The following is a 20,406-nucleotide window of genomic DNA, read 5'->3' as shown; positions in this document are numbered from 1 at the left end:
GAGCGAGCACGATGACCGACATTCTTCTCGGCAAGGCGGTCGTCGGCGCACCCACGGACTCGGAGATCGTGCGCGACGTGGTGGGGCGGGTCATGCCCGACTTGCCCGAGCCGGCACCTCTGGCCAGTCACGGCCCGGCGCGCATCATCGCCATGTGCAACCAGAAGGGCGGGGTCGGCAAGACCACGACCACGATCAACCTCGGCGCGTGCCTGGCCGAGTACGGCCGCAAGGTGCTGCTGGTCGACTTCGACCCGCAGGGCGCCGCGTCGGTCGGCATCGGCGTCAACCCGCACGAGCTCGACCTGACGATCTACAACCTGCTCATGGAGCGGGGCGTGGACGTCCAGGACGTGCTGATCCCGTCGGGCATCGAGAACCTCGACGTGCTGCCGGCGAACATCGACCTGTCGGCCGCGGAGGTGCAGCTCGTCGGCGAGGTCGCCCGCGAGTCGGTGCTGGCCCGCGCGCTGCGCCCGGTGGTCGACGACTACGACGTGATCCTCATCGACTGCCAGCCGAGCCTCGGCCTGCTCACCGTCAACGCCCTCACGGCGGCGCACGGCGTGCTCATCCCGCTGGAGTGCGAGTTCTTCGCGCTGCGCGGCGTCGCGCTGCTGGTGGAGACCATCGAGAAGGTCCGGGACCGGCTCAACCCCGCCCTGGAGATCGACGGTATCCTCCCCACCATGTACGACTCGCGCACCCTCCACTCCCGTGAGGTCGTGGCCCGGGTGCACGAGGCCTTCGGCGACACGCTGCTGCACTCGATCATCGGGCGCACGGTGAAGTTCCCCGACGCCACGGTCGCCGCAGAGCCCATCACCGCGTACGCCCCCGGGCACCCCGGCGCCGCCGCGTACCGTCAGCTCGCCCGGGAGCTCGTTGCCCGTGGCGACGCTGCCTGATGCCTGAGGCGGAGGTGCTGTCGGTCGAGGCGCCCGAGGCGCTGCCGGCCGACCCGGCGCCGGCGGCGGAGCAGGTGCCGGCACCCGAGGAGCAGCCCGCCGAGCGGTCGTCGTCGCGCATGTTCCAGGTGCGGCTGCACAACTTCGAGGGCCCGTTCGACCTGCTCCTGTCGCTCATCGCGAAGCACAAGATGGACGTCACCGAGGTCGCGCTCGCGGTCGTGACCGACGAGTTCGTCGGGCACATCCGCGAGGCGGAGCGGGCGTCCCGGGAGGCCGCCGAGCGCGGCGAGGTGCACGAGTCGTGGGACCTCGGCGTCGCCAGCGAGTTCCTGGTCATCGCCGCGACCCTGCTGGACCTCAAGGCCGCGCGCCTGCTGCCCGGCGTCGTGGACGAGGACGCGGAGGACCTCGAGCTGCTGGAGGCCCGCGACCTGCTGTTCGCGCGGCTGCTGCAGTACCGCGCGTACAAGGAGGTCTCGAAGGTCCTCGCGGAGCAGATGGCGTCGTCCGGACGCCGCGTTCCCCGCCTGGCGCCGCTCGAGCCGCACCTGGCCGCGATCCTGCCGGAGCTGGTCTGGGACACGACGGGGGAGCGGCTCGCGGAGCTGGCCGCGAAGGTCCTCGCCCCCAAGCCGCCGCCCGTGGTCGGGCTGGCCCACCTGCACGGCTCGGCGGTGAGCGTGCGCGAGGAGGCGGGCGTCATCGTCCGGCGCCTGCGCTCGGAGCACGCCGTCACGTTCCGGTCGCTCACGGCCGGTACGGAGCGCCTCGTGACGGTCGCCCGGTTCCTCGCGCTGCTGGAGCTGTTCCGCGACGCGCTGGTCGGCTTCGAGCAGGTCAGCCCGCTGGGCGAGCTGACGGTGCGGTGGACGGCCGGGCCCGACGACGGCGGGAAGTACCTCGACCCGGCCGCCGGCCCCAGCGAGTTCGACGAGGAGGACCTGACCGCCCCGCCGGCGGCGCAGGCGCCAGAGCCGGTACCCGAGCAGGGACCAGAACAGGCAGACATCCCGCAGCCCGGAACGGAGGCGACAGCATGACGGTCGAGGAACAGGCCCCGCCGGCGGACGCCCCCGCCACACCTGAGGCCCCCGCGGCTCCCGCGCCGGAGGAGCAGCTCGTCGTCGACGTGCACAAGCTCCCGGGCGGGGCGCACGCGGCGGTCGAGGCCGTGCTCATGGTGGCCGACGCGCCGATCGGCGCGGACCGCATCGCGGCGGCGCTGAACCTGACGCAGGACGAGACCGACGACATCCTGCACGAGCTGGCCGACGAGTACGCCGGCCACCTCGGGTCCCGGCCGCGCGGTTTCGAGCTGCGCCGCACCGTGGACGGGTGGCGCATCTACTCCTCCACGGCGCACGCGGACCCCGTGGGGCGCTTCGTGCTGGACGGCCAGTCGGCCAAGCTGAGCCAGGCCGCGCTGGAGACGCTCGCCGTGATCGCGTACCGTCAACCGGTGTCGCGCGGCCAGATGAGCGCGGTGCGTGGCGTGAGCGTGGACGGCGTCGTGCGGACCCTGCTGACCCGCGGGCTGATCGCCGAGATCGGTCAGGACCCGAGCTCGGGTGCGGTTCTGTTCGGAACCACGGGATACTTCTTGGAGCGGATGGACTACTCGTCGCTCGACGAGCTGCCCCCGCTGGCGCCGCACCTGCCGGATCTCGACACGATCGACGGCCTCGACGGGCTGGACTCCTAGTCCTGCCCGAGGCCTGCACGACGGGTTTCGCGCGCGCCCCTTTCCGAGATCTTCCGACGTACCGAGAGACGAATCATGAGCAACGAACGCCGCGGCGGGAGCCGCCGCGAGTCCGGCAAGCAGGGCGGACGACAGGGCCAGAACTTCCGTGGGGGCAGCTCCGCGAAGAGCCGCGCGCAGGCGAACCAGCCGCGCCGTCGGCCCGCGAAGCCCACGGAGCCGGCCCGGGACGTGCACGTCGAGGACGGTGTGCGCCTGCAGAAGGTGCTCGCTCAGGCCGGGCTGGGCTCGCGCCGCGCGTCCGAGGAGCTGATCGCGAACGGGCACGTCGAGGTGGACGGCCAGCTCGTCACCGAGCTGGGCGTGCGGGTCGACCCCACCACCGCCGTCATCCACGTGGACGGGCTGCGCATCCAGCTCGACCAGGCCAAGGTGACGATCGCGCTGAACAAGCCGCTCGGCGTGGTGTCCACGATGGACGACCCCAAGGGCCGCCCGACGGTCGCGGACCTCATCAAGAACCGCGAGGAGCGCCTGTTCCACGTGGGCCGGCTCGACGCGGACAGCGAGGGCCTGCTGCTCCTGACGAATGACGGCGAGCTCGCCAACCGCCTGTCGCACCCGAAGTACGAGATCGCCAAGACGTACCTCGTGACGGTCGAGGGCGAGGTGTACCCGCGCGTCGGCCGCGAGCTCCTGAAGGGCGTGGAGCTGGAGGACGGCGTCGCCAAGATGGACGCCGTGCACGTGCTCCAGCAGATCGACGGCTTCGCGATGCTGGAGGTCGTGCTGCACGAGGGCCGCAACCGGATCGTGCGCCGCATGTTCGAGGCCGTCGGGCACCCCGTCACGCGGCTGGTGCGCACCCGGATCGGCCCGATCCCGCTGGGCGACCTGAAGTCCGGCCGCACCCGCGTCCTGGGCCGCACGGAACTGGGCACCCTCATGGGTGCGGTAGACCTGTAACCTCTCCCGCTGAGTGCTGGCTATTTGCGGCTGACGAGCACTCTGAAGCGCAGATACCCAGCACTCAACGGAAATGAGCGAACCTGTGACCAGCCCTGTAGTGATCGCCATCGACGGGCCGTCGGGCTCCGGCAAGTCGAGCGTGTCGAAGGCGGTCGCCGCGCGGCTCGGCCTGGCCTACCTCGACACGGGGGCCATGTACCGGGCGGCCACGGTGTGGAGCATGGAGACGGCGGACCTGGCGGACGCCGGGGCCGTCACCACCGCGGTCCGGGCGATGCCGCTGGTCATGGGGCTGGACCCGGCCGCCCCGGGCGTCGAGCTGGACGGCCGGGACGTCGCCGTGACGATCCGCTCCACCGAGGTCACGACCAACGTGTCGAAGGTCGCGTCCAACCTCGACGTGCGCGCCGAGCTCAAGCGGCTCCAGCGCACGATCATCGACCAGGAGTCCGACGCGGCCCGGGCCGTGCAGTCGGGCGGCCGCGGGATCGTGGCCGAGGGCCGCGACATCACGACGGTCGTGGCGCCCGACGCCGACGTCCGCGTGCTGCTCATCGCCTCGGAGGAGGCCCGCCTGCGCCGTCGGTCCCTGGAGGTGCACGGCGCCGCCGACGCCGGCGCCGTCGAGGCGACGAAGGACCAGGTGCTGCGCCGGGACCAGGACGACGCCAAGGTGACGCAGTTCCTCGTCGCCGCGGACGGCGTGGTGACCGTCGACTCCAGCGACCTCGACTTCGAGCAGACGGTCGACGCCGTGCTGGCGGTCGTCACGCAGGTGACGGGACGCGAGGTCGCGCCCTCCGCTTGAGTTCTCGCTCCGGCCCCGGGCCCAGGCCCGGGCCGGAGCGACGCAGGTCATATGCGCGGGAGTCGGCCTGAGCGGGTCGGGCCTGCGACAATGGGGGCATGACCCACGACTCCTCTGCATCTGAGGCTGCCCTGGACGCGGCGGCCCGAGACGATGCTGCCCCGGACGCTGCCGCCCCGGACGCTCCCGACCTCGACCTCACCGAGACCGAGGACGACGTCGCGCGCGAGCGCGCCCTGCGCGTCGGCCTCGAGGAGTTCGAGCTCGACGACGAGGACCAGGCGCTCCTGGACTCCGAGTGGTCCGACGAGGAGTCCGAGGCCGAGCAGATCCTGCCGGTGCTCGCGATCATCGGGCGGCCGAACGTCGGCAAGTCGACCCTGGTCAACCGCATCCTCGGCCGCCGCGAGGCGGTCGTGGAGGACAAGCCGGGCGTGACGCGCGACCGTGTCTCCTACCCCGCCGAGTGGGCCGGCCGCCGGTTCATGCTCGTGGACACGGGCGGCTGGGAGGTCGACGTCGCCGGCATCGAGTCCAAGGTGGCGGAGCAGGCCGAGGTCGCGATCTCCCTGGCCGACGCCGTGGTCTTCGTGGTCGACGCCGCCGTGGGCGCCACCGCGACGGACGAGCGGGTCGTGGAGCTGCTGCGCCGCTCCGGCAAGCCGGTCGTGCTGTGCGCCAACAAGGTCGACGGCGCCTCGGGCGAGGCGGACGCCACCTACCTCTGGGCCCTGGGCCTGGGGGAGCCGTACCCGGTCTCGGCCCTGCACGGTCGTGGCACGGGCGACCTGCTCGACGCCGCCGTCAAGGCCCTGCCCACCAAGTCCGCGCACGGCACGCTGCGGCCCTCGGGCCCGCGTCGCGTGGCGCTCGTCGGCCGGCCGAACGTCGGCAAGTCGTCGCTGCTGAACAAGATCGCCGGGTCGGAGCGCGTCGTCGTCGACGAGGTGGCGGGCACCACGCGTGACCCCGTCGACGAGCTGATCGAGCTGCGCGGCATCCCGTACTGGTTCGTGGACACCGCCGGCATCCGCCGCCGCGTGCACCAGACCAAGGGCGCCGACTTCTACGCGTCGCTGCGCACCGCGGCCGCCATCGAGAAGGCCGAGATCGGCGTGGTCCTGGTGGACGCGTCCGCCCCGCTGACCGAGCAGGACATCCGCGTGATCCAGCAGGTCGTGGACTCCGGTCGCGCCCTGGTGATCGCGTACAACAAGTGGGACCTCATGGACGAGGACCGCCGCCCCTACCTCGAGCGCGAGATCGAGAAGGAGCTGGTGCAGATCCAGTGGGCGCCGCGCGTCAACCTGTCGGCCCGCACGGGCTGGCACAGCGAGCGCCTGGTGCCGGCGATCGAGCGGTCGCTCGCGTCCTGGGACCGCCGCATCCCCACCGGCAAGCTCAACTCGTTCCTCGGCGAGCTCGTGGCCGCGCACCCGCACCCGCTGCGTGGTGGCAAGCAGTCGCGCATCCTGTTCGCGACGCAGGCCTCGACGCGTCCGCCGCGGTTCGTCATCTTCGCCACGGGGTTCATCGAGGCCGGTTACCGCCGGTTCATCGAGCGCCGTCTGCGCGAGACGTTCGGCTTCGAGGGCACGCCCATCGAGATCTCGGTGCGGGTGCGGGAGAAGCGCCGGCGCTGAGGCGTCACCCCGGCACGCGGCTCGGGGTGCCGCACAGCGTGCGGCACGCCGGCCGATGCCCACGTCGGGGCCGGATCGCGGTACCTTCAGGTCGTGCTTCCGGCCAGTATCCCCAGCCCTGACCCGGTGTGGTCCCAGTTCAGCCTGGGCCCCCTCACCATCCACACCTACGCCCTGTGTCTCCTGGCGGGCATCGTCGCCGCCGCGTGGATCACGGACCGGCGGCTCCGTGCGCGCGGAGCCGCCCCCGGGCTCGCCGTCGACGTCGCGATGTGGGCGGTGCCGATCGGCATCGTCGGCGCGCGGATCTATCACGTGCTCACCCACCTCGACGACTTCACCGGTCCGGGCGTCGACGCCTGGGCCTGGGTGCGGATCTGGGAGGGCGGCAACGCCCTGTTCGGTTCGCTGCTCGGCGGCGCGGTCGGCGTCCTGATCGCGTGCCGCATCTCCGGCCTGCGCTTCTGGTCGTTCGCCGACGCCCTCGCGCCCGGCCTGCTGGTGGCCCAGGCCATCGGCCGGCTCGGCAACTACGTGAACCAGGAGCTGTTCGGCCTGCCGACCACGCTGCCCTGGGGCCTGGAGATCCGCACCGACGCGCCGATGTTCCCCACCGGCACGCCCGAGGGGACGCTGTTCCACCCGTTGTTCCTGTACGAGATGATCTGGAACCTCATCGGGGTGGCGGTGCTGCTGACCATCGAGCGGCGCGTGGTGCGCCGGAACGAGGCCCTCGCGGCCGACGGCGGCACCCCCGGGGCCGGCCTGCGCTGGGGCCGCATGTTCGGCCTCTACCTCATCTGGTACGGCCTGGGCCGGAGCTGGCTCGAGTCCATCCGGATCGACCCCACGAGCGACGCGCCCCTCGGGATCCCCGCGAACATCTGGACGTCGGGCATCGCGGTGCTGCTGGGCATCGGCATCATCGTGGTGCAGGGCCGCCGCCACCCGGAGCCCGAGCTGTCGGTCTACGTCCCTGGCCGCGAGCCCGAGGACGAGGACGCCGAGGCGGGCGACGGCGAGAAGGCCGCCGGCGAGAAGGCCGCCGGCGAGAAGGCCGCCGGCGAGAAGGCCGCCGGCACGAAGGCTGGCGGCGAGACCGCGGACGGCGGCGTGGACACCAAGGGCGCCGACCCCAAGGCTGCGGAGACCGACGCGAACGCGAGCCCCGTGGACCCGGCCGGGAGCAAGTAGCCCGACCGACGCGGGGCAGAGCCCACTCAGCGGGGAGGGTTACGGAGACCGAGCACTGCTACCTCTCCGTAACCCTCCCCGCTGCGTCGTCGTCGCCCCGGGCCCCGGGTACTCCTGTGCGCACCCTCACAGCCGCTCAGGTTGTTCACCCGGGCATCCATTGCGGAGGATGTGGTCATGCCACACTCGCTCCCCGGGGACACGCCTGCGTCCGAACAGCTCCCCGTGGGACCGCGCACCTGGTGGCCCGTCGCCGCCGTGCTGCTGGCGATCGCCTGGGGCGGCAACGAGTTCACGCCGCTGCTGGTGATGTACCGCGAGCAGGGGCACCTCGGCGACGTGACGGTCGACGCGCTGCTGGCCGCCTACGTGTTCGGCATCGTCCCGGCGCTGCTGCTCGGCGGGCCGCTGTCCGACCGGCACGGCCGCCGTCCGCTCCTGCTGCCCGCGGCGCCCGTGGGTGCCCTGGGTTCGCTCGTGCTCGCCCTCGACCCGACCAGTCCGGTCCTGCTCGCCGCCGGCCGTGTGCTGTGCGGCGTCGCGCTCGGGCTGGTGATGGCGGTGGGCAGCACCTGGATCACCGAGCTGAGCGCCCGCACGGGCGACCGCGCCGCCGGCCCGCGCCGCGGCTCCCTGTCGCTCACGATCGGCTTCCTGCTCGGCGCGGGCGTCGCGGCGGCGCTCGCCCAGTTCGGTCCCTGGCCCACCCACCTGGCCTACGTCGTGCACGCCGCCGGCGCCCTGGCCGCGGGCGTGTGGCTGCTGCGCGTGCCCGAGACCAACCCGGGAGTGCACCGCGACCACCGCGCGCCGCTGCGCGACGACCTGCGCATCACCGCCGTCAGGCACCGCCGCTTCCTGCGCGTCGTCGTGCCGCTCGCGCCCTGGGTGTTCGGCTGCGGCGGCAGCGCGTACGCGGTGCTGCCGGCCCTGCTCTCCGACCATGCCGGGACTATCCCGATCGCGTTCGCCGGCGGGATGACGGTGCTCTCGCTCGGCTGCGGCATCGGCATGCAGGCCGTGGCCCGGCGGATCGACACCCCGGCGTCGGCCCGCGCGTCGATCGTCGCGCTGAGCATCGTCGCCGTCGGGATGGCGCTCGCGGCCTGGGCGGCGATCTCGCCCTCGCTGCCGCTCGGCGTGGTCGCGGCCGTGGTGCTGGGCACCGGCTACGGACTCGGCCTCGTCGCGGGGCTCAGCGAGGTCGCGCGCATCGCCGGGCCGGGTCAGCTCGCCGGCCTGACCGCCGTCTTCTACTCTCTGACCTACCTCGGGTTCTTCGCCCCGATGGTGCTCGCCTGGCTGCAGGCGACCTGGTCGTACGGGCAGATGTTCGGCTTCGGGGCGGCCGCCGCGGCGCTGTGCCTGGTGATCGTCGCGGTCCGCTCCCGCAAGGACCTCCCGCTGGCGGGCGGCGGGCGAGGGGGCCGGTAGACCCCGCCGGGCCGGCGCCGGTCATGAGATCGGCCCGGTGCCTTGAGACCGGTCGGTTGATGGACCGATCTCAAAGCAACGGACCGAAGTCATTTCTGGGCGCCGCGCCCGCCGGGTCCTCAGCTCGCCGGCTGGAGGGCCTGGACCTGGAGCAGGGACTCGTCCGAGTCGGCGCACGCGGTGAGCGTGAGCTGGTCGTTCTGGACGAACAGGGAGCGCTTCTCGCCCGGCGGGTAGATCCGGAGCCCGTCGGCGGGCGTCTGCCCGCACTCGTCGCCGTAGTTCTCGGCGTTCGAGACCCGGACGACGGCGTGGGCGGACTCCCCGGGCGCGAGCGTCACCGTCTCGTGCGGGCTCGACCGGTCGAACGTGGCGGCCTCGCCGAGCTGCGTGCCGTCGTTGTCGCCCACGAAGGACACGCCCGGCCAGCCCTGCAGCCAGCACTCGTCCGGGGCCTCGTTCTTCAGCACGACCTCGATCTCGTAGTGCCCGGCCCCGGCGCCGCCCTCGACCGGGACGAGGCTGCCCGCGAGCTCCGGCGTCTGGCAGCGGCCCTCGGCGGCGCCGGTCTCGTCGGTCGATCCCGTGCCGTCCGTCGCGCTCTCCGTCGCGGCGGGCTCCGACGCCTCGCCCGACGCCTCGCTCGACGGCGACTCCGCGGACGCGGACGGCGTCGAACCGGTCGACGAGGCGGACGGCGAGCCCGACGCGGCGGCGTCGTCCGCGGAGCTCGCCGAGCATCCCGCGGTGACGAGCAGTGCGGCGACCCCCGCGGCGCCGAACATCGTCCTGATGATCCTGTGCTTGGTCATGCGAACTTCCCCTCGGGCAGATCCAGCCAACCGGCGGCCGCGTCCACACCATGCGGCCGCATCGATCGTTGCAGAGGTTCGATCATCTCGCCGGGTTGCTCTGAGCAACGATATTCACCCCGGCGCGGCGTGACACCGTGACCAGGTCGGGACGTCGTGGACACCTCGGCGAGGCCCGGACATCTTTCCTAGCCTGGTGCGCTGACGGCGGGTCCGCGTGGGACCCACGTGTCGAGCGAGAGGGCAGGACAGACGATGACGACGAACCCTGTGTACGGCTCCAACTTTCCCGATCCCGCGGTCCTGGAGGTCGACGGGACCTACTGGGCGTACGCGACGAGGAACCGGGTCGAGACGCTGCCGGTGCTGCGGTCCACGGACCTGGTGCACTGGGAGCTGGTGGGGGACGGGATGCCTGAGCAGGCGTCGTGGGTCGCGCCGGGCCGGGACTGGGCACCCGAGGTCGCGGTCGTGGGGGAGCGGTACGTCGCGTACTACACGGCGCACGACCGGGCGACCGACGTCCAGGCCGTCGGGGTGGCCGTGGCCGACGAGCCGTACGGCCCGTTCCGGGACGACGCCGACCGGCCGCTGCTGTGCCAGGACACCGAGGGCGGCTCGATCGACGCCTCGCCGTTCACCGACGCCGACGGCTCGCGCTGGCTGCTGTGGAAGAACGACGGCAACCACGTCGGCGTGGACACGTGGATCTACGTGCAGCGGCTGTCCGACGACGGGCTGCGCCTGCAGGGCGAGCCGAGCCGCATCCTGAAGCAGGACCAGGAGTGGGAGGGCACGCTCGTGGAGGGCCCGTACGTCTGGCCGCACGGCGGCCGGTACTACCTGTTCTACTCGGGCAACGCGTTCGACTCGGACCGGTACGGCGTGGGCTACGCCGTCGCGGACCGGGCCACCGGCCCGTACGTCAAGCCAGGACGGCCCGATCATGGTGTCGAACGAGGTGGCGGCCGGTCCGGGCCACGGCATGGTCGTCGAGCGCGACGGGCGCACCTGGTACGTGCACCACGCCTGGCCGCCCGGCGCGGTCAACGCGCCCGAGCCGGGCCGCCAGATGTGGCTCACGGAGCTGGTCTTCGACCCGGCGCCGGACGGCGGCCCGGACGTGCCGAGGTTCCTCGGCCCGCGCACGGAGCTGGACCTGGCCTGACCGGCCGGCGGCTCGTCCGGTCGCCCCGGACGAGCCGCCCCGTCAGCCCGGCGCCTCGTCCGGCAGCCCCACCGTGAGCTGGGTGAACGACTTGCCGCTCGTGTCCTTGAGCACGATGTACCCGGCGTCGACGTGCGGCTCGATGCCGCTGTGCTTGTCGTTCGGGGCGCCGATGATGAGCTGGAACCCGAGCCCGCGCCACGCGTTGATCGCCCGCCCCGTGAAGTGGGCGTCGGCCTTGATGAGCGCCTCGTCGAGGAAGACCGGGGCGTAGCGCGGCCGTTCCGCCCCGGCGTCGCCGAGCTGGTAGCGCAGGGCCGCGCCCACGATGAACGCGACGAGCTCCTGGGACTCGCCGCCGGACTTCTCGCCGATGTGGTCGTAGACCGCGACGTGCGCGCCGTCCTTGGTGAGCTTCTCGGCGCTGATCCGGACGTGGTTGCGCACGTCGATCAGGTCGTGGAACTCCGGGGCGGTGCGGCGCACGCGGTCGACCACCTTGGCCATCCGGGTGTAGGCCCGCTGGCGGTCGGTGTCGCTGACGGCGCTCGCGATCGCCTCGCGCACGGCCCGGAGGTCGGCGCGGAACCGGGAGCGCACCGGCGAGGCGGTGTCGCGCAGCTCGATGTGCAGCTTGTGGTGCTCGTCGGAGAAGTCCAGGCCGTCGAGGATCCGGTTGACCGGGTCGATGCGGTCGCGGATCTCGCGCACGGCCGTCGAGATGTCGCTGTCGAGCTTGGTCAGGTCCGCGCCCGAGAGCCGGAGCAGGCTGTCGCGCCACTCCGCCTCCAGCTCGTGCAGCCCGTTCTTCTCCAGGTCCGTCAGGAACCGCTCGTAGTCGTCGTACGACGTGTCCGGGTCGACGCCGAGGTTCGGGTTGGGCCACCGCTCCTTGAACGTCTCGAAGATGTCGTGCAGGGCCGCCCGGCCCCGGCCGACGGCGGCCTGCGCCTCGCCCTGGTCGTCCCGGACCCGCGCCGCCGCGCGGTCCAGCGCCGCGTCGAAGCGCTCGACGGCCTGGGCGGGGGAGCCGTCGGCGTCCTGCTCGCCCGCGAACAGCCCCTGGAGGTACTCGCGGTGTGCGGCGGCGACCCGGGTCCCGTCGGTCTCGGCCGTGTCGAGCGTGCGCTGCGCGGTGTCGACGGCGTCCGCCGTCCGCTCCCACGCCGCCTCCAGCTCGGCGGCCCGGCTCTTGGCGACGCCGCTCTCCTCGGTGAGGCGGGTGACCCGCTCCTCCAGGGCGCCGAGCTCCTTGCGCAGCCGCCCGATCTCCGGGTTGTCCGACGTGACCTCCTCGACGATGGCGGTCCAGCGGGCCAGCTCGGTCCGCAGGGCGTCGAGGTCGACCTGCTCCCACGTCAGGTCGGCGATCTTCTCGTAGGCGCCGCGCTGCCTCTCGAACGAGTCGAGCCCGGCCGTCGCGGCCTCCAGCGCTCCGACGGCGGCGGCGTGCGCCGCCTCCGCCTCGGCGACGGCGCCCTCCAGCTCCTTCAGGCGGCGGGCGTTGGAGAACCCGAGCACGTTGGTCACGCCCTGGCCGCCGTGGGCGCCCCGCCGGCCGTCCGACGTCTGACCGGTGATCGTCACGGCCTTGGGGTGCAGCGCGAACTGCGCCGGCGAGTCGATGCATACGTAGCCGAAGCGTTCGGCGAGCTCCTGCCGGAGCCAGCCGGTGAACGGCGTCGGCCGGTGGTCGAGGCGCGCGGGCAGGGTGCGGTCCGCCGTGGCGGCCTCGTCGCGCCGCCCGGTGGGCACGCCCCGGAACCGGATCCGGCGCGCGGTGGGCACGGAGTTGATCGCGGCGCGGAACGCCTTGACGTGGGCGACGTCGATCAGCATCTCGGTGGCGAAGCCGCCCAGCGCCAGGTTGAACGCCTGGCGCCACGGCTCGAACTCGGTACGTACCTCGATCAGCTCGCCCACGAACGGCAGCTCGTCCGGGGACAGGCCCGCGGCCTCGGCGAGGGCGGCGCGGGCCCGGTGCAGGTCGGAGGGGATGTTGTCCTTGCGGGCGCTGACGGTCCGCAGCTCCGCCCGCAGGGCCTCCAGCTCCTTCGCGGCGGCCTGCTCGGCGAGGGTCGCCTCGGTGAAGCGCCGCCGCGCGGCGGCCCGCGCGTCGGCGTCGTTCAGCGCGCGGTGTGCCTGCTCGACGACGGCGTCGAACTCCGCGGCGCTCGACACCTCGGCCCCGATGTCCGTCAGCAGGGCGTCGAACCGGGCCCGGGCCGCGGCGACGGGCTCGATGCGCGCCGCCAGGCGGTCCGTCTCGTCCTGCGCCTTCTTCAGCCGGTCGCCGCCGGCGGCGCCCAGGAGGTCCCGGGCCGCGTCGCGCTCCAGCCGGGCCGCCGAGACGCGCACGGTGAGCTCGGTCGCCTCGTCCCGCGCGCGGGCGCGCCGCCGCTGGAGGTCCGCCTCCGACGCGCGCAGCAGGTCCAGCCGCCGGCCCGCGAGCCAGAGCGCGGCGGGGGCCGCCGGGTCCGCGAACTGCCCGACGGCGTCGATCATGCGCAGCCGCTCGACCGCCTGGTCGATCGCGGCGCGGTGCTCGCGGACGGGCCCGAGCGCGCGGACCTGCTGCTGCGCGGTGACCATCCGGTCGCGCGTGGCGGACAGCTCGTCGAACTGCTGCACCGCGCCGTCCGCCGTGGCGAACGTGGAGGGCTCCTCCAGCACCATCGTCTTGTACAGGGCGTCGACCGTGGTGATCTGCTGGCCGGCCTGGATGCGGCCGAGCAGGCCCACGGCCTTGTGCCCGTCACCGCTCGCGCCGATGCCGAGCGCGGTGTGCAGCCGCGCCGTGTAGTCGCGGTCGGTCTCGAAGGAGGTCAGCCCCGTGCGGGTCACGGCCCGGCGGTCGAACCGGTGCCGGGCCGCCTCCTCCAGGCCGCTCAGGTCGAACGGCCCGTCGCAGGTGCCGCGCACCGCCGTGACGTTCTCCAGCGTCCGGGCCGACGACGGCACGTACCAGGCGCGGACGGCGGTGAACGTGGCCCCGCCCTGGTCGACCCACGTCATCGCGATCGCCGACCAGGTGTCCTCCTTCTCGCCGCGCAGCACCCGCACTCGCGTCTCGCCGTCGACCCGCTTCTCGTCGAGCTTGCCGCGCGCGTAGGACAGGATGTTGCGCTGCTCCTTGCCGCGCGGCTTGCCGGTCACACCGCCGTTGGACGCCCCGTTGAACGGCGTGGTGTGCGGCATGATCAGCGCGATGTAGGAGTCCATCAGCGTGGACTTGCCCGACCCCGAGCCGCCGCTGAACAGCGTGGCCCCCGGCGAGAACCGCACGTGGTGGTGGCCGTGGTAGCCGCCCCAGTTGACGAGCTGCAGGGTCTGCGCGGTCCACTGCTGGCCGGTCGACGTGGCCGGGACCAGGCCCCAGAGCGTCTCGATCATGCTCACGAACGGGTCTCCTTGGTGTCGGCGAGCCAGCGCGTGAGCTCGGCGAGCCGGTTGTTGTCGAGCACGACCTCCACCAGCGGTGTGATGCGGTACCGGCCGCTCGACTCCTCGTCGATCAGGCCCTCGGACGCCAGGCGCCCCACGGCATCGCGGATCTCGCGCTGCGGGCGCACGAGGTTGTTGTCGTCCAGGTCGAAGAACGTGAGCACGCCCTGCTCGATGTCCTCCAGGTCGATCCGCGCGGACGTCTCGCCCGAGCTCGCCTCGTGCTGGTAGACGGTGCGCAGGTGCACCAGCACCAGCGTCTCGACGCGGTTGTACGGGTCGTCGCGCAGCAGGATCGGCACGTCGACCTCGCCCGAGCGCACCTGCTGCTTGTAGGCGATCCCGCGGTCGTGGTCGACCACCAGGCGCACGAATAGGTCGTGCAGGCGCGACTCGATCACCGACTGGTGCGCGAGGAGCGTCTTCCACTGCGCGCGGTTCTTCTCCGCCGTCAGGAACCGGCGCTGCAGCAGCCGGACCAGCACGCGCCGGACCTCCGGGTCCAGCAGCCCGCGGTCGCCCGCGAACAGCTCCGTCTGGTCGTCCTCCATGGGGGCGGGCTCGATGAAGCCCGCCTCGTCGGTCGGGGCAGCGTCGATCCCCGGCTCGTCCGTCACCGTCTCACTCATCCGTCGTCCCGCCCTCGTGCTCGTCCCTCATCGCCACACCGCCGAACGCGAACCGCCGCCGCGTCCCGTCCGGCCGGACCGCCTCGACGGTCACCACCTCGTCCGTCTCGACCATGCCGTGCCGGTGCGCGATCTCCAGCAGGCCCAGCAGGTCGACCGGCCGGCGCAGCCGCTCGGGCGCGGACCGGAACGCCGTCGCGACGTCGACGACCCCGTCGTCGTCGCGGGGCAGCCCGGCCAGATGCTTCTCCAGGTCCGCGTAGTGCGGGCCGCCCCAGGCCCGGGAGTCGTCGTCCGGCACCGCGCCCATCTCCCAGGCCTCCAGCGGCGTCGGGGGAGCGGGCGGGCGCAGGCCGTCCACCTTCTGCCGCAGGTGCCCGACGTCGGCCACCGGCAGGCGCCGCATCGGCCCGACCGCCTGCTTGTGCCGCGAGGTGGGCATCCACTGCTGGAACCCGGACATCACGTCGCGCAGCAGTCCGTCCACCTCGCGGTCCCGGAGCGGGTCGTGGTTGCGGATCTGCGTGGTGATGACGTGCGAGGCCTGCTGCTGCGCGTGCAGCACCTCGCGCACGCCCTGCTCGATGCGCCGCGCGATCTCGTGCAGCTCGCGCCGCTGGGGCGCGGGGAGCTGCTCCGCGAAGGGATGCCCCAGGATGACGCGGAGGTTGCCGGCGAGCTGGTCGATGTGCTCGGACCGGCCGATCAGGGCGAGCGCCCCGGCGAAGGCGCGTCCCTCCCGCGTGGACTCCATGATGTCCTTGCCGCGCGCGAGGTACTCCCGGAGGACCTCGCCCGTGGGGCGCACGTCCTGCCGCAGGTCCGTGACGACGTCGCGCTGGACCTGCTTGATCGACTCGACCACGCGGGCGAAGTCGGCCGGCAGCTCGCGTGCGAGGTGCAGCACGTTCTCCGCCTCCTCCAGCAGCTGGTCGTCGCTCACCGGCTCGACGACGCCGGTGCGCTCCAGCCGCTCGACCTCGGCGGTGCGCTCCCGGATCTCGGCGTCGAGCCGCGCGATCCGCGACAGCACGTCCGGGTCGGCATCCTGCGCCAGCTCCTCGACGGCGTCGAGCAGGGTCCGCACCCGGGACTCGGAGACGCGGGTGCGCGCGCCGCCGACCCGGCCCGCGACCTCCAGGGCGCCGACGCCGTGCGCGGAGACCTGGTAGACCTCGACGCCGTCCTGCACGTGCCGCTTGAGCCAGCCTGAGCGCACCCAGCCGCGGCACAGGTCGCGCGAGCTGCCGACGGGGAGCGGCGCGTTGCCCTCCTCGCCGTACCCGGCGGCGCGCAGGCGGTCCAGGGCGGCGTCGATCTCCGCGTGCGCGTCGGCGACAGGCACCTGGGGCCGCTGCGCGGTGAAGACCAGCGCCAGCATGGTCACGACGAACGGCGCGTACGTCCCGTGGAGCAGGTCCAGCATCGGGTTCTTGAACGCTCGGAGCGCACCTTCGTACGCTCCCTCCACGGTGGCTGTGCTCATCGCCGACCAGGGTACGTCGACAGTCCGACATCGACCGGCACGGAAGCCGGCAGCGAGCACAGCGGGTATCGCAGCGGGTGAGGAATGAGACGGGCAACCTAAGCACTACCGACATAAGGTTAGGCTTACCTCCCGTGACCGCCCCTACCGCCCTCCGTGGTGACGACCTCGTGCTGGGCTACCAGCGCACGACCGTGGTGCACGGCGTCGCCGTCCACCTGCCGCCCGGTGTCGTCACCGCCCTCGTCGGCCCCAACGGGTCCGGCAAGTCCACCGTGCTGCGCTCGCTGGCGCGGCTGCACCCGGTGCAGCAGGGGACCGTCAGTCTGGGGGCCACGGCCGACGACGCCGTCGACGTCGCGCCGCTGTCGGCGCGCGACTTCGCCCGCAGCGTCACGCTGCTCGCCCAGTCCCGCCCGCACCCGGCCGGGCTGGAGGTGCGCGACGTCGTCGCGTTCGGCCGCCACCCGCACCGCCGCCGGTTCGCGCCGCTGACCGACGCCGACCACGCCGCGATCGACCGCGCGATGGACATCACCGGCGTGGCCGCGATGGCGCGCCGCGGCGTGGACCAGCTCTCCGGCGGCGAGGTGCAGCGCGTCTGGCTGGCCACCTGTCTGGCGCAGGAGACCGGCGTGGTGCTGCTCGACGAGCCCACCAACCACCTCGACCTGCGCTACCAGGTCGAGACCCTCGACCTCGTGCGCGACCTCGCCGAGGACCACGGCACCGCGGTCGGCATCGTGCTGCACGACCTGGACCACGCCGCGTCGGTCGCCGACGCCGTCGTGCTGCTGCACCAGGGCCGCGTGCTCGCCGCCGGACCGCCCGCGCAGGTGCTCACGGCCGAGCACCTCTCGCTCGCGTACGGCCTGCCGATCGACGTCACCACCGACCCCGGGACCGGCCGGGTCCGCGTGCACCCGCGCGGGCGCCACCACGGCCGGACCCGCTGACCCGCCCTCACCCATAGACCCCAGACCCGCAGGACGCCGTCGGCGCCCGCACCACCCGCCGCACCCGGCACTGCACCGACACGACGTGTCACGAACCTGAGGAGACCCATGTCCCCACGCACGAAGGCGACCCTGGCGGGCGCCGCCCTGATCCTGCCGCTCGCGCTGTCCGCCTGCGGCACCACCGACCCCGGCGCCGCCGCGTCGGCCGCGCCCACCGAGGCCGCCTCGGGCGACTGCGCCGACGTGACGACGTCGACCGACCCCGTCACGCTGACCGACTCGTTCGACCGCACGGTCGAGCTCGACAAGCCGGCCGAGCGGGTCGCCGTCCTGGAGTGGCAGCAGGTCGAGGACGTGCTCAGCCTGTGCGTGAACCCGGTCGCCGTGGCCGACGTCAAGGGCTACGCCACCTGGAACGACGCGGAGGAGCTGCCCGAGGGTGTGACCGACGTCGGCACCCGCGGCGAGCCCAACCTCGACGCCCTGTACGCCGCCGACCCCGACCTGGTCATCATCGAGGCCTACACGCCCGACGACGAGATCATTGCCAAGCTGGAGGCCTACGACGTGCCGGTGCTCGCCACCAAGGGCGCCGACGCCGCCGACCCGGTCGGGACCATGCTCGACACCTTCGACATCATCGCGGAGGCCACCGGCCGCACCGAGCGCGCCGCCGTCGTGACCGACGAGTTCCAGGCGCACCTCGCCGACGCCAAGGCGCAGGTCGCCGAGGCTGCCCCGGAGACCACCGACTTCGTGTACTTCGACGGCTGGGTCGACGGCGGCAACGTCTCGATCCGCCCGTTCGGCCAGGGTTCGCTGGTCGGCGAGCTGGGCGAGGAGCTCGGCCTGACCAACGCCTGGACCGGCGAGGTCGACCCCGCCTACGGCCTGGGCCAGTCCGACATCGAGGGCATGACCGACGTCGGCGACGCGACCCTGCTCTGGACCGGCACCAAGGAGGGCGAGGACGACTGGACCGCCGAGCTCGCCAAGAACGACGTCTGGGCGAACCTGCCCGCCGTCACCGAGGACCGCGCCCACCCGTTCCCGGAGCACACCTGGACGTTCGGCGGCCCCCGCTCCGCGGAGAAGATCGTCGACGCGTACGTCGACGTCTTCACGAACTGACGCCATGACCGCCACGCAGTCGCCGTCCGCGACGGACACCCTGCCCCAGGCCCCCGCCTCCCGCCCCGTCACCTGGGCCACGGGCGGGGCCACCCTGGTGGTGCTCGCGCTGGCCGTGCTCGTCGTCGGTGCCTGGCACCTGACGCAGGGCACGTCCGGCGTGGGCACGGGCGACCTGCTGCGCCTGCTCACCGGGCAGGACGCCGGCGACTCGTCGGCGGTCCGCGACATCCTCGTCGGGTCACGCCTGCCGCGCCTCGCGGCCGGCGTGGCCGTCGGGTTCGCGCTCGGCGTCGCCGGCGCGCTCTTCCAGTCGATCGCCCGCAACGCGCTCGCCTCACCGGACACGCTCGCCGTGACGGCCGGCTCCTACCTCGCGGTCGTCGCCGTGGCCGCCTTCGGCCTCGCCGTGCCGCTGTGGGCCTCGGGCGCCGTCGCGTTCGCCGGCGGCCTCGCCGCCGCCGGGCTCGTGCTCGGGCTGGCCGGAGGCGCCGGGTCGTCGTCCACCCGCCTGGTGCTCGCCGGCTCCGCCGTCGCGCTGGCCCTGCAGGCCGCCGCCTCCGCGCTGCTCATCCTGTTCCAGACGGAGACCACCGGCCTGTTCGCCTGGGGCAGCGGCTCCCTGAGCCAGCTCAACCTCACGGCGTTCTGGCGCGCGCTGCCCGTCGTCCTGCTGGCCACCCTCGGCGGCCTCCTCGTCTCCCGCCGCCTCGACGTGCTCGGCCTCGGCGACGACACCGCCGGGGCGCTCGGCGTGCCGGTCCGCTCGACCCGCGCCATCGGCGTGCTGCTGGCGGTGCTGCTCACCGCCGCGGCCGTGACCCTCGCGGGTCCCCTCGGGTTCGTCGGCCTCGCCGCACCCGTCGTCGCCCGGCTCCTGGCCCGCGTGGTCCCCGCGCTGCACCGGCACGCGATCCTGCTGCCCGCCGCGGGCCTGCTCGGCGCGTTCGTCGTGGTGCTCGCCGACGCCGTCGTCCGCGCCGTCCTCGGCGCCGAGGAGGCGCTCGCCGTCCCCACCGGCGTCGCGACCACGATCGCCGGCGCCCTCATCATGGTGGTCCTCGCGCGGCGCCTGCGCGACGCCGGGCCGTCCCGCCGCCCGCCGACCGCCGGCACCGGACCGCGCAGCACCCGCCGCTTCGTGATCGTGCTCACCGTGTGCGCCGCCCTCGCGGTCGGCGTCGCGCTGCTCGGCCTGCTCGCCGGCTCCACCTGGCTGCGCACCGGCGACATCGCCCTCTGGCTGAACGACCAGGGCCCCGCCGTGGTCCGGTTCGCGCTCGACGAGCGCGCGCCCCGCGTGCTGGCCGCCGTCGTCGCCGGGGCCGCCCTCGCACTGTCCGGCACGATGGTCCAGGCCACCGCCCGCAACCCGCTCGCCGAACCCGGCATCCTCGGGATCACCGGGGGAGCCGGCCTCGGCGCCGTCGTGGTCGTCACCGCCGTCGCCGGCACCACCTGGGGCAACGGCGTCGCCGCCAGCAACGGCGCGATGCTCGTCGCCGCCGTCGTGGGCGGCCTGCTCGCCTTCGCCGCCGTCTACCTGCTCGCCTGGCGCGGCGGCCTGCACGCCGACCGGCTCGTGCTCATCGGCATCGGCCTCGGCTACCTCACCACCGCCCTGACCACGTTCCTGCTGCTGCGCTCCGACCCCTGGAACACGCCGCGGATCTACACCTGGCTGTCCGGCACCACCTACGGGCGCAGCCTCGAACAGGTCCTGCCCGTGGTCGTCACGCTGGCGCTCGCGGTCCCGCTCGCCGTCATCGTGCGCCGCGAGCTGGACCTGCTCGCGCTCGACGACGACACGCCGCGCCTCGTGGGCGTCCGGCTGGAGCGCAGCCGGCTGGTCGTGCTCGCCGTGGCCGCCGTGCTGGCGGCCACCAGCGTGACCGCCGTCGGCGTGGTGGGCTTCGTGGGCCTGGTCGCGCCCCACGCCGCGCGCGCCCTGGTGGGCGGCCGGCACGCGCGCGTGCTGCCCGTCGCGATGCTGCTGGGCGCCGTGCTGCTCGGCCTGGCCGACACCCTGGGCCGGACCGTCATCGCCCCCGCCCAGCTCCCCGCTGGGCTGGCGGTCGCGCTGCTCGGCGCGCCCTACTTCGTCTGGCTGCTGGCC

At 73.6% G+C, this 20,406-nt stretch carries 16 protein-coding genes; 12 read left to right on the top strand and 4 right to left on the bottom strand.

The genetic code is table 11. The annotated features are described in order from the left end of the window. Positions 1-11: 11 nt before the first annotated feature. The 8 genes from ACFWEJ_RS10120 to ACFWEJ_RS10085 all read left to right on the top strand — a co-directional run bounded on the left by ACFWEJ_RS10120 (position 12) and on the right by ACFWEJ_RS10085 (position 8,661). Positions 12-908: a ParA family protein gene (locus tag ACFWEJ_RS10120; RefSeq protein WP_377229078.1), complete on the top strand. Its 897-nt coding sequence runs from the start codon at positions 12-14 to the stop codon at positions 906-908. Next, positions 908-1,951: a segregation and condensation protein A gene (locus ACFWEJ_RS10115; RefSeq protein WP_377229074.1), complete on the top strand. Its 1,044-nt coding sequence runs from the start codon at positions 908-910 to the stop codon at positions 1,949-1,951. Before ACFWEJ_RS10120 ends, ACFWEJ_RS10115 begins: the two co-directional genes overlap by 1 nt. Further along, complete coding sequence (locus tag ACFWEJ_RS10110) at positions 1,948-2,613, top strand: SMC-Scp complex subunit ScpB (protein ID WP_377229073.1); 666 nt, start codon at positions 1,948-1,950, stop codon at positions 2,611-2,613. The genes ACFWEJ_RS10115 and ACFWEJ_RS10110 overlap by 4 nt, the downstream gene beginning before the upstream one ends. Before the next feature lie 75 nt (positions 2,614-2,688). After that, a complete protein-coding gene (locus ACFWEJ_RS10105; protein ID WP_377229072.1) occupies positions 2,689-3,579 on the top strand; it encodes a pseudouridine synthase in 891 nt (296 codons plus the stop codon). Between the two features lie 73 nt (positions 3,580-3,652). Continuing rightward, positions 3,653-4,390 carry a (d)CMP kinase gene (cmk, locus tag ACFWEJ_RS10100; protein WP_377229071.1) on the top strand — a complete coding sequence of 246 codons (738 nt, stop codon included), beginning with the start codon at positions 3,653-3,655 and terminating at the stop codon, positions 4,388-4,390. 98 nt (positions 4,391-4,488) lie between these two features. Next, positions 4,489-6,033, top strand: coding sequence for a ribosome biogenesis GTPase Der (gene der, locus ACFWEJ_RS10095; RefSeq protein WP_377229070.1), 1,545 nt, complete (start codon positions 4,489-4,491; stop codon positions 6,031-6,033). A gap of 93 nt (positions 6,034-6,126) precedes the next feature. Continuing rightward, positions 6,127-7,227 carry a prolipoprotein diacylglyceryl transferase gene (lgt, locus tag ACFWEJ_RS10090; RefSeq protein ID WP_377229069.1) on the top strand — a complete coding sequence of 367 codons (1,101 nt, stop codon included), beginning with the start codon at positions 6,127-6,129 and terminating at the stop codon, positions 7,225-7,227. A gap of 177 nt (positions 7,228-7,404) precedes the next feature. After that, complete coding sequence (locus ACFWEJ_RS10085) at positions 7,405-8,661, top strand: MFS transporter (protein ID WP_377229068.1); 1,257 nt, start codon at positions 7,405-7,407, stop codon at positions 8,659-8,661. Positions 8,662-8,780: 119 nt separating this feature from the next. Here the strand turns inward: ACFWEJ_RS10085 and ACFWEJ_RS10080 are convergent, their stop codons facing one another. Continuing rightward, the gene (locus tag ACFWEJ_RS10080) at positions 8,781-9,473 is read right to left on the bottom strand and encodes a DUF4232 domain-containing protein (protein ID WP_377229067.1); all 693 of its coding nucleotides are present in this window, start codon (positions 9,471-9,473) and stop codon (positions 8,781-8,783) included. 255 nt (positions 9,474-9,728) lie between these two features. On the opposite strand from ACFWEJ_RS10080, the gene ACFWEJ_RS10075 reads away from it, so the two are divergent. Beyond that, positions 9,729-10,718, top strand: a complete 990-nt coding sequence (locus ACFWEJ_RS10075) for a glycoside hydrolase family 43 protein (protein WP_377229066.1) — start codon at positions 9,729-9,731, stop codon at positions 10,716-10,718. Here ACFWEJ_RS10075 and ACFWEJ_RS10070 read toward each other — a convergent pair. From ACFWEJ_RS10070 to ACFWEJ_RS10060, 3 genes are read right to left on the bottom strand one after another with little or no spacing between them, the layout of a single operon-like run. Continuing rightward, positions 10,684-14,040, bottom strand: coding sequence for an ATP-binding protein (locus ACFWEJ_RS10070; RefSeq protein WP_377229065.1), 3,357 nt, complete (start codon positions 14,038-14,040; stop codon positions 10,684-10,686). The two genes, ACFWEJ_RS10075 and ACFWEJ_RS10070, sit on opposite strands and share 35 nt — an antisense overlap. Then, positions 14,037-14,714: a DUF4194 domain-containing protein gene (locus ACFWEJ_RS10065; protein WP_377229064.1), complete on the bottom strand. Its 678-nt coding sequence runs from the start codon at positions 14,712-14,714 to the stop codon at positions 14,037-14,039. The genes ACFWEJ_RS10070 and ACFWEJ_RS10065 overlap by 4 nt, the downstream gene beginning before the upstream one ends. After that, positions 14,707-16,200 (bottom strand): DUF3375 domain-containing protein, encoded by a 1,494-nt coding sequence (locus ACFWEJ_RS10060; protein WP_377229063.1) that lies wholly within the window; start codon positions 16,198-16,200, stop codon positions 14,707-14,709. The genes ACFWEJ_RS10065 and ACFWEJ_RS10060 overlap by 8 nt, the downstream gene beginning before the upstream one ends. Before the next feature lie 134 nt (positions 16,201-16,334). On the opposite strand from ACFWEJ_RS10060, the gene ACFWEJ_RS10055 reads away from it, so the two are divergent. From ACFWEJ_RS10055 to ACFWEJ_RS10045, 3 genes are all read left to right on the top strand, one after another. Continuing rightward, positions 16,335-17,156: an ABC transporter ATP-binding protein gene (locus tag ACFWEJ_RS10055; RefSeq protein WP_377229062.1), complete on the top strand. Its 822-nt coding sequence runs from the start codon at positions 16,335-16,337 to the stop codon at positions 17,154-17,156. Positions 17,157-17,264: 108 nt separating this feature from the next. After that, complete coding sequence (locus tag ACFWEJ_RS10050) at positions 17,265-18,290, top strand: iron-siderophore ABC transporter substrate-binding protein (RefSeq protein ID WP_377229061.1); 1,026 nt, start codon at positions 17,265-17,267, stop codon at positions 18,288-18,290. Positions 18,291-18,294: 4 nt separating this feature from the next. Further along, positions 18,295-20,406 (top strand): iron ABC transporter permease (locus ACFWEJ_RS10045; protein WP_377229060.1); only part of this gene is annotated, 2,112 nt, incomplete at its 3' end.

The sequence above is a fragment of the Promicromonospora sp. NPDC060204 genome (genome assembly GCF_042728455.1).
In the GTDB taxonomy this organism is placed as follows: Bacteria; Actinomycetota; Actinomycetes; order Actinomycetales; family Cellulomonadaceae; genus Promicromonospora.
The sequence above is the reverse complement of the archived record's forward strand: the minus strand, read 5'-3'. Positions and strand labels throughout refer to the sequence as shown.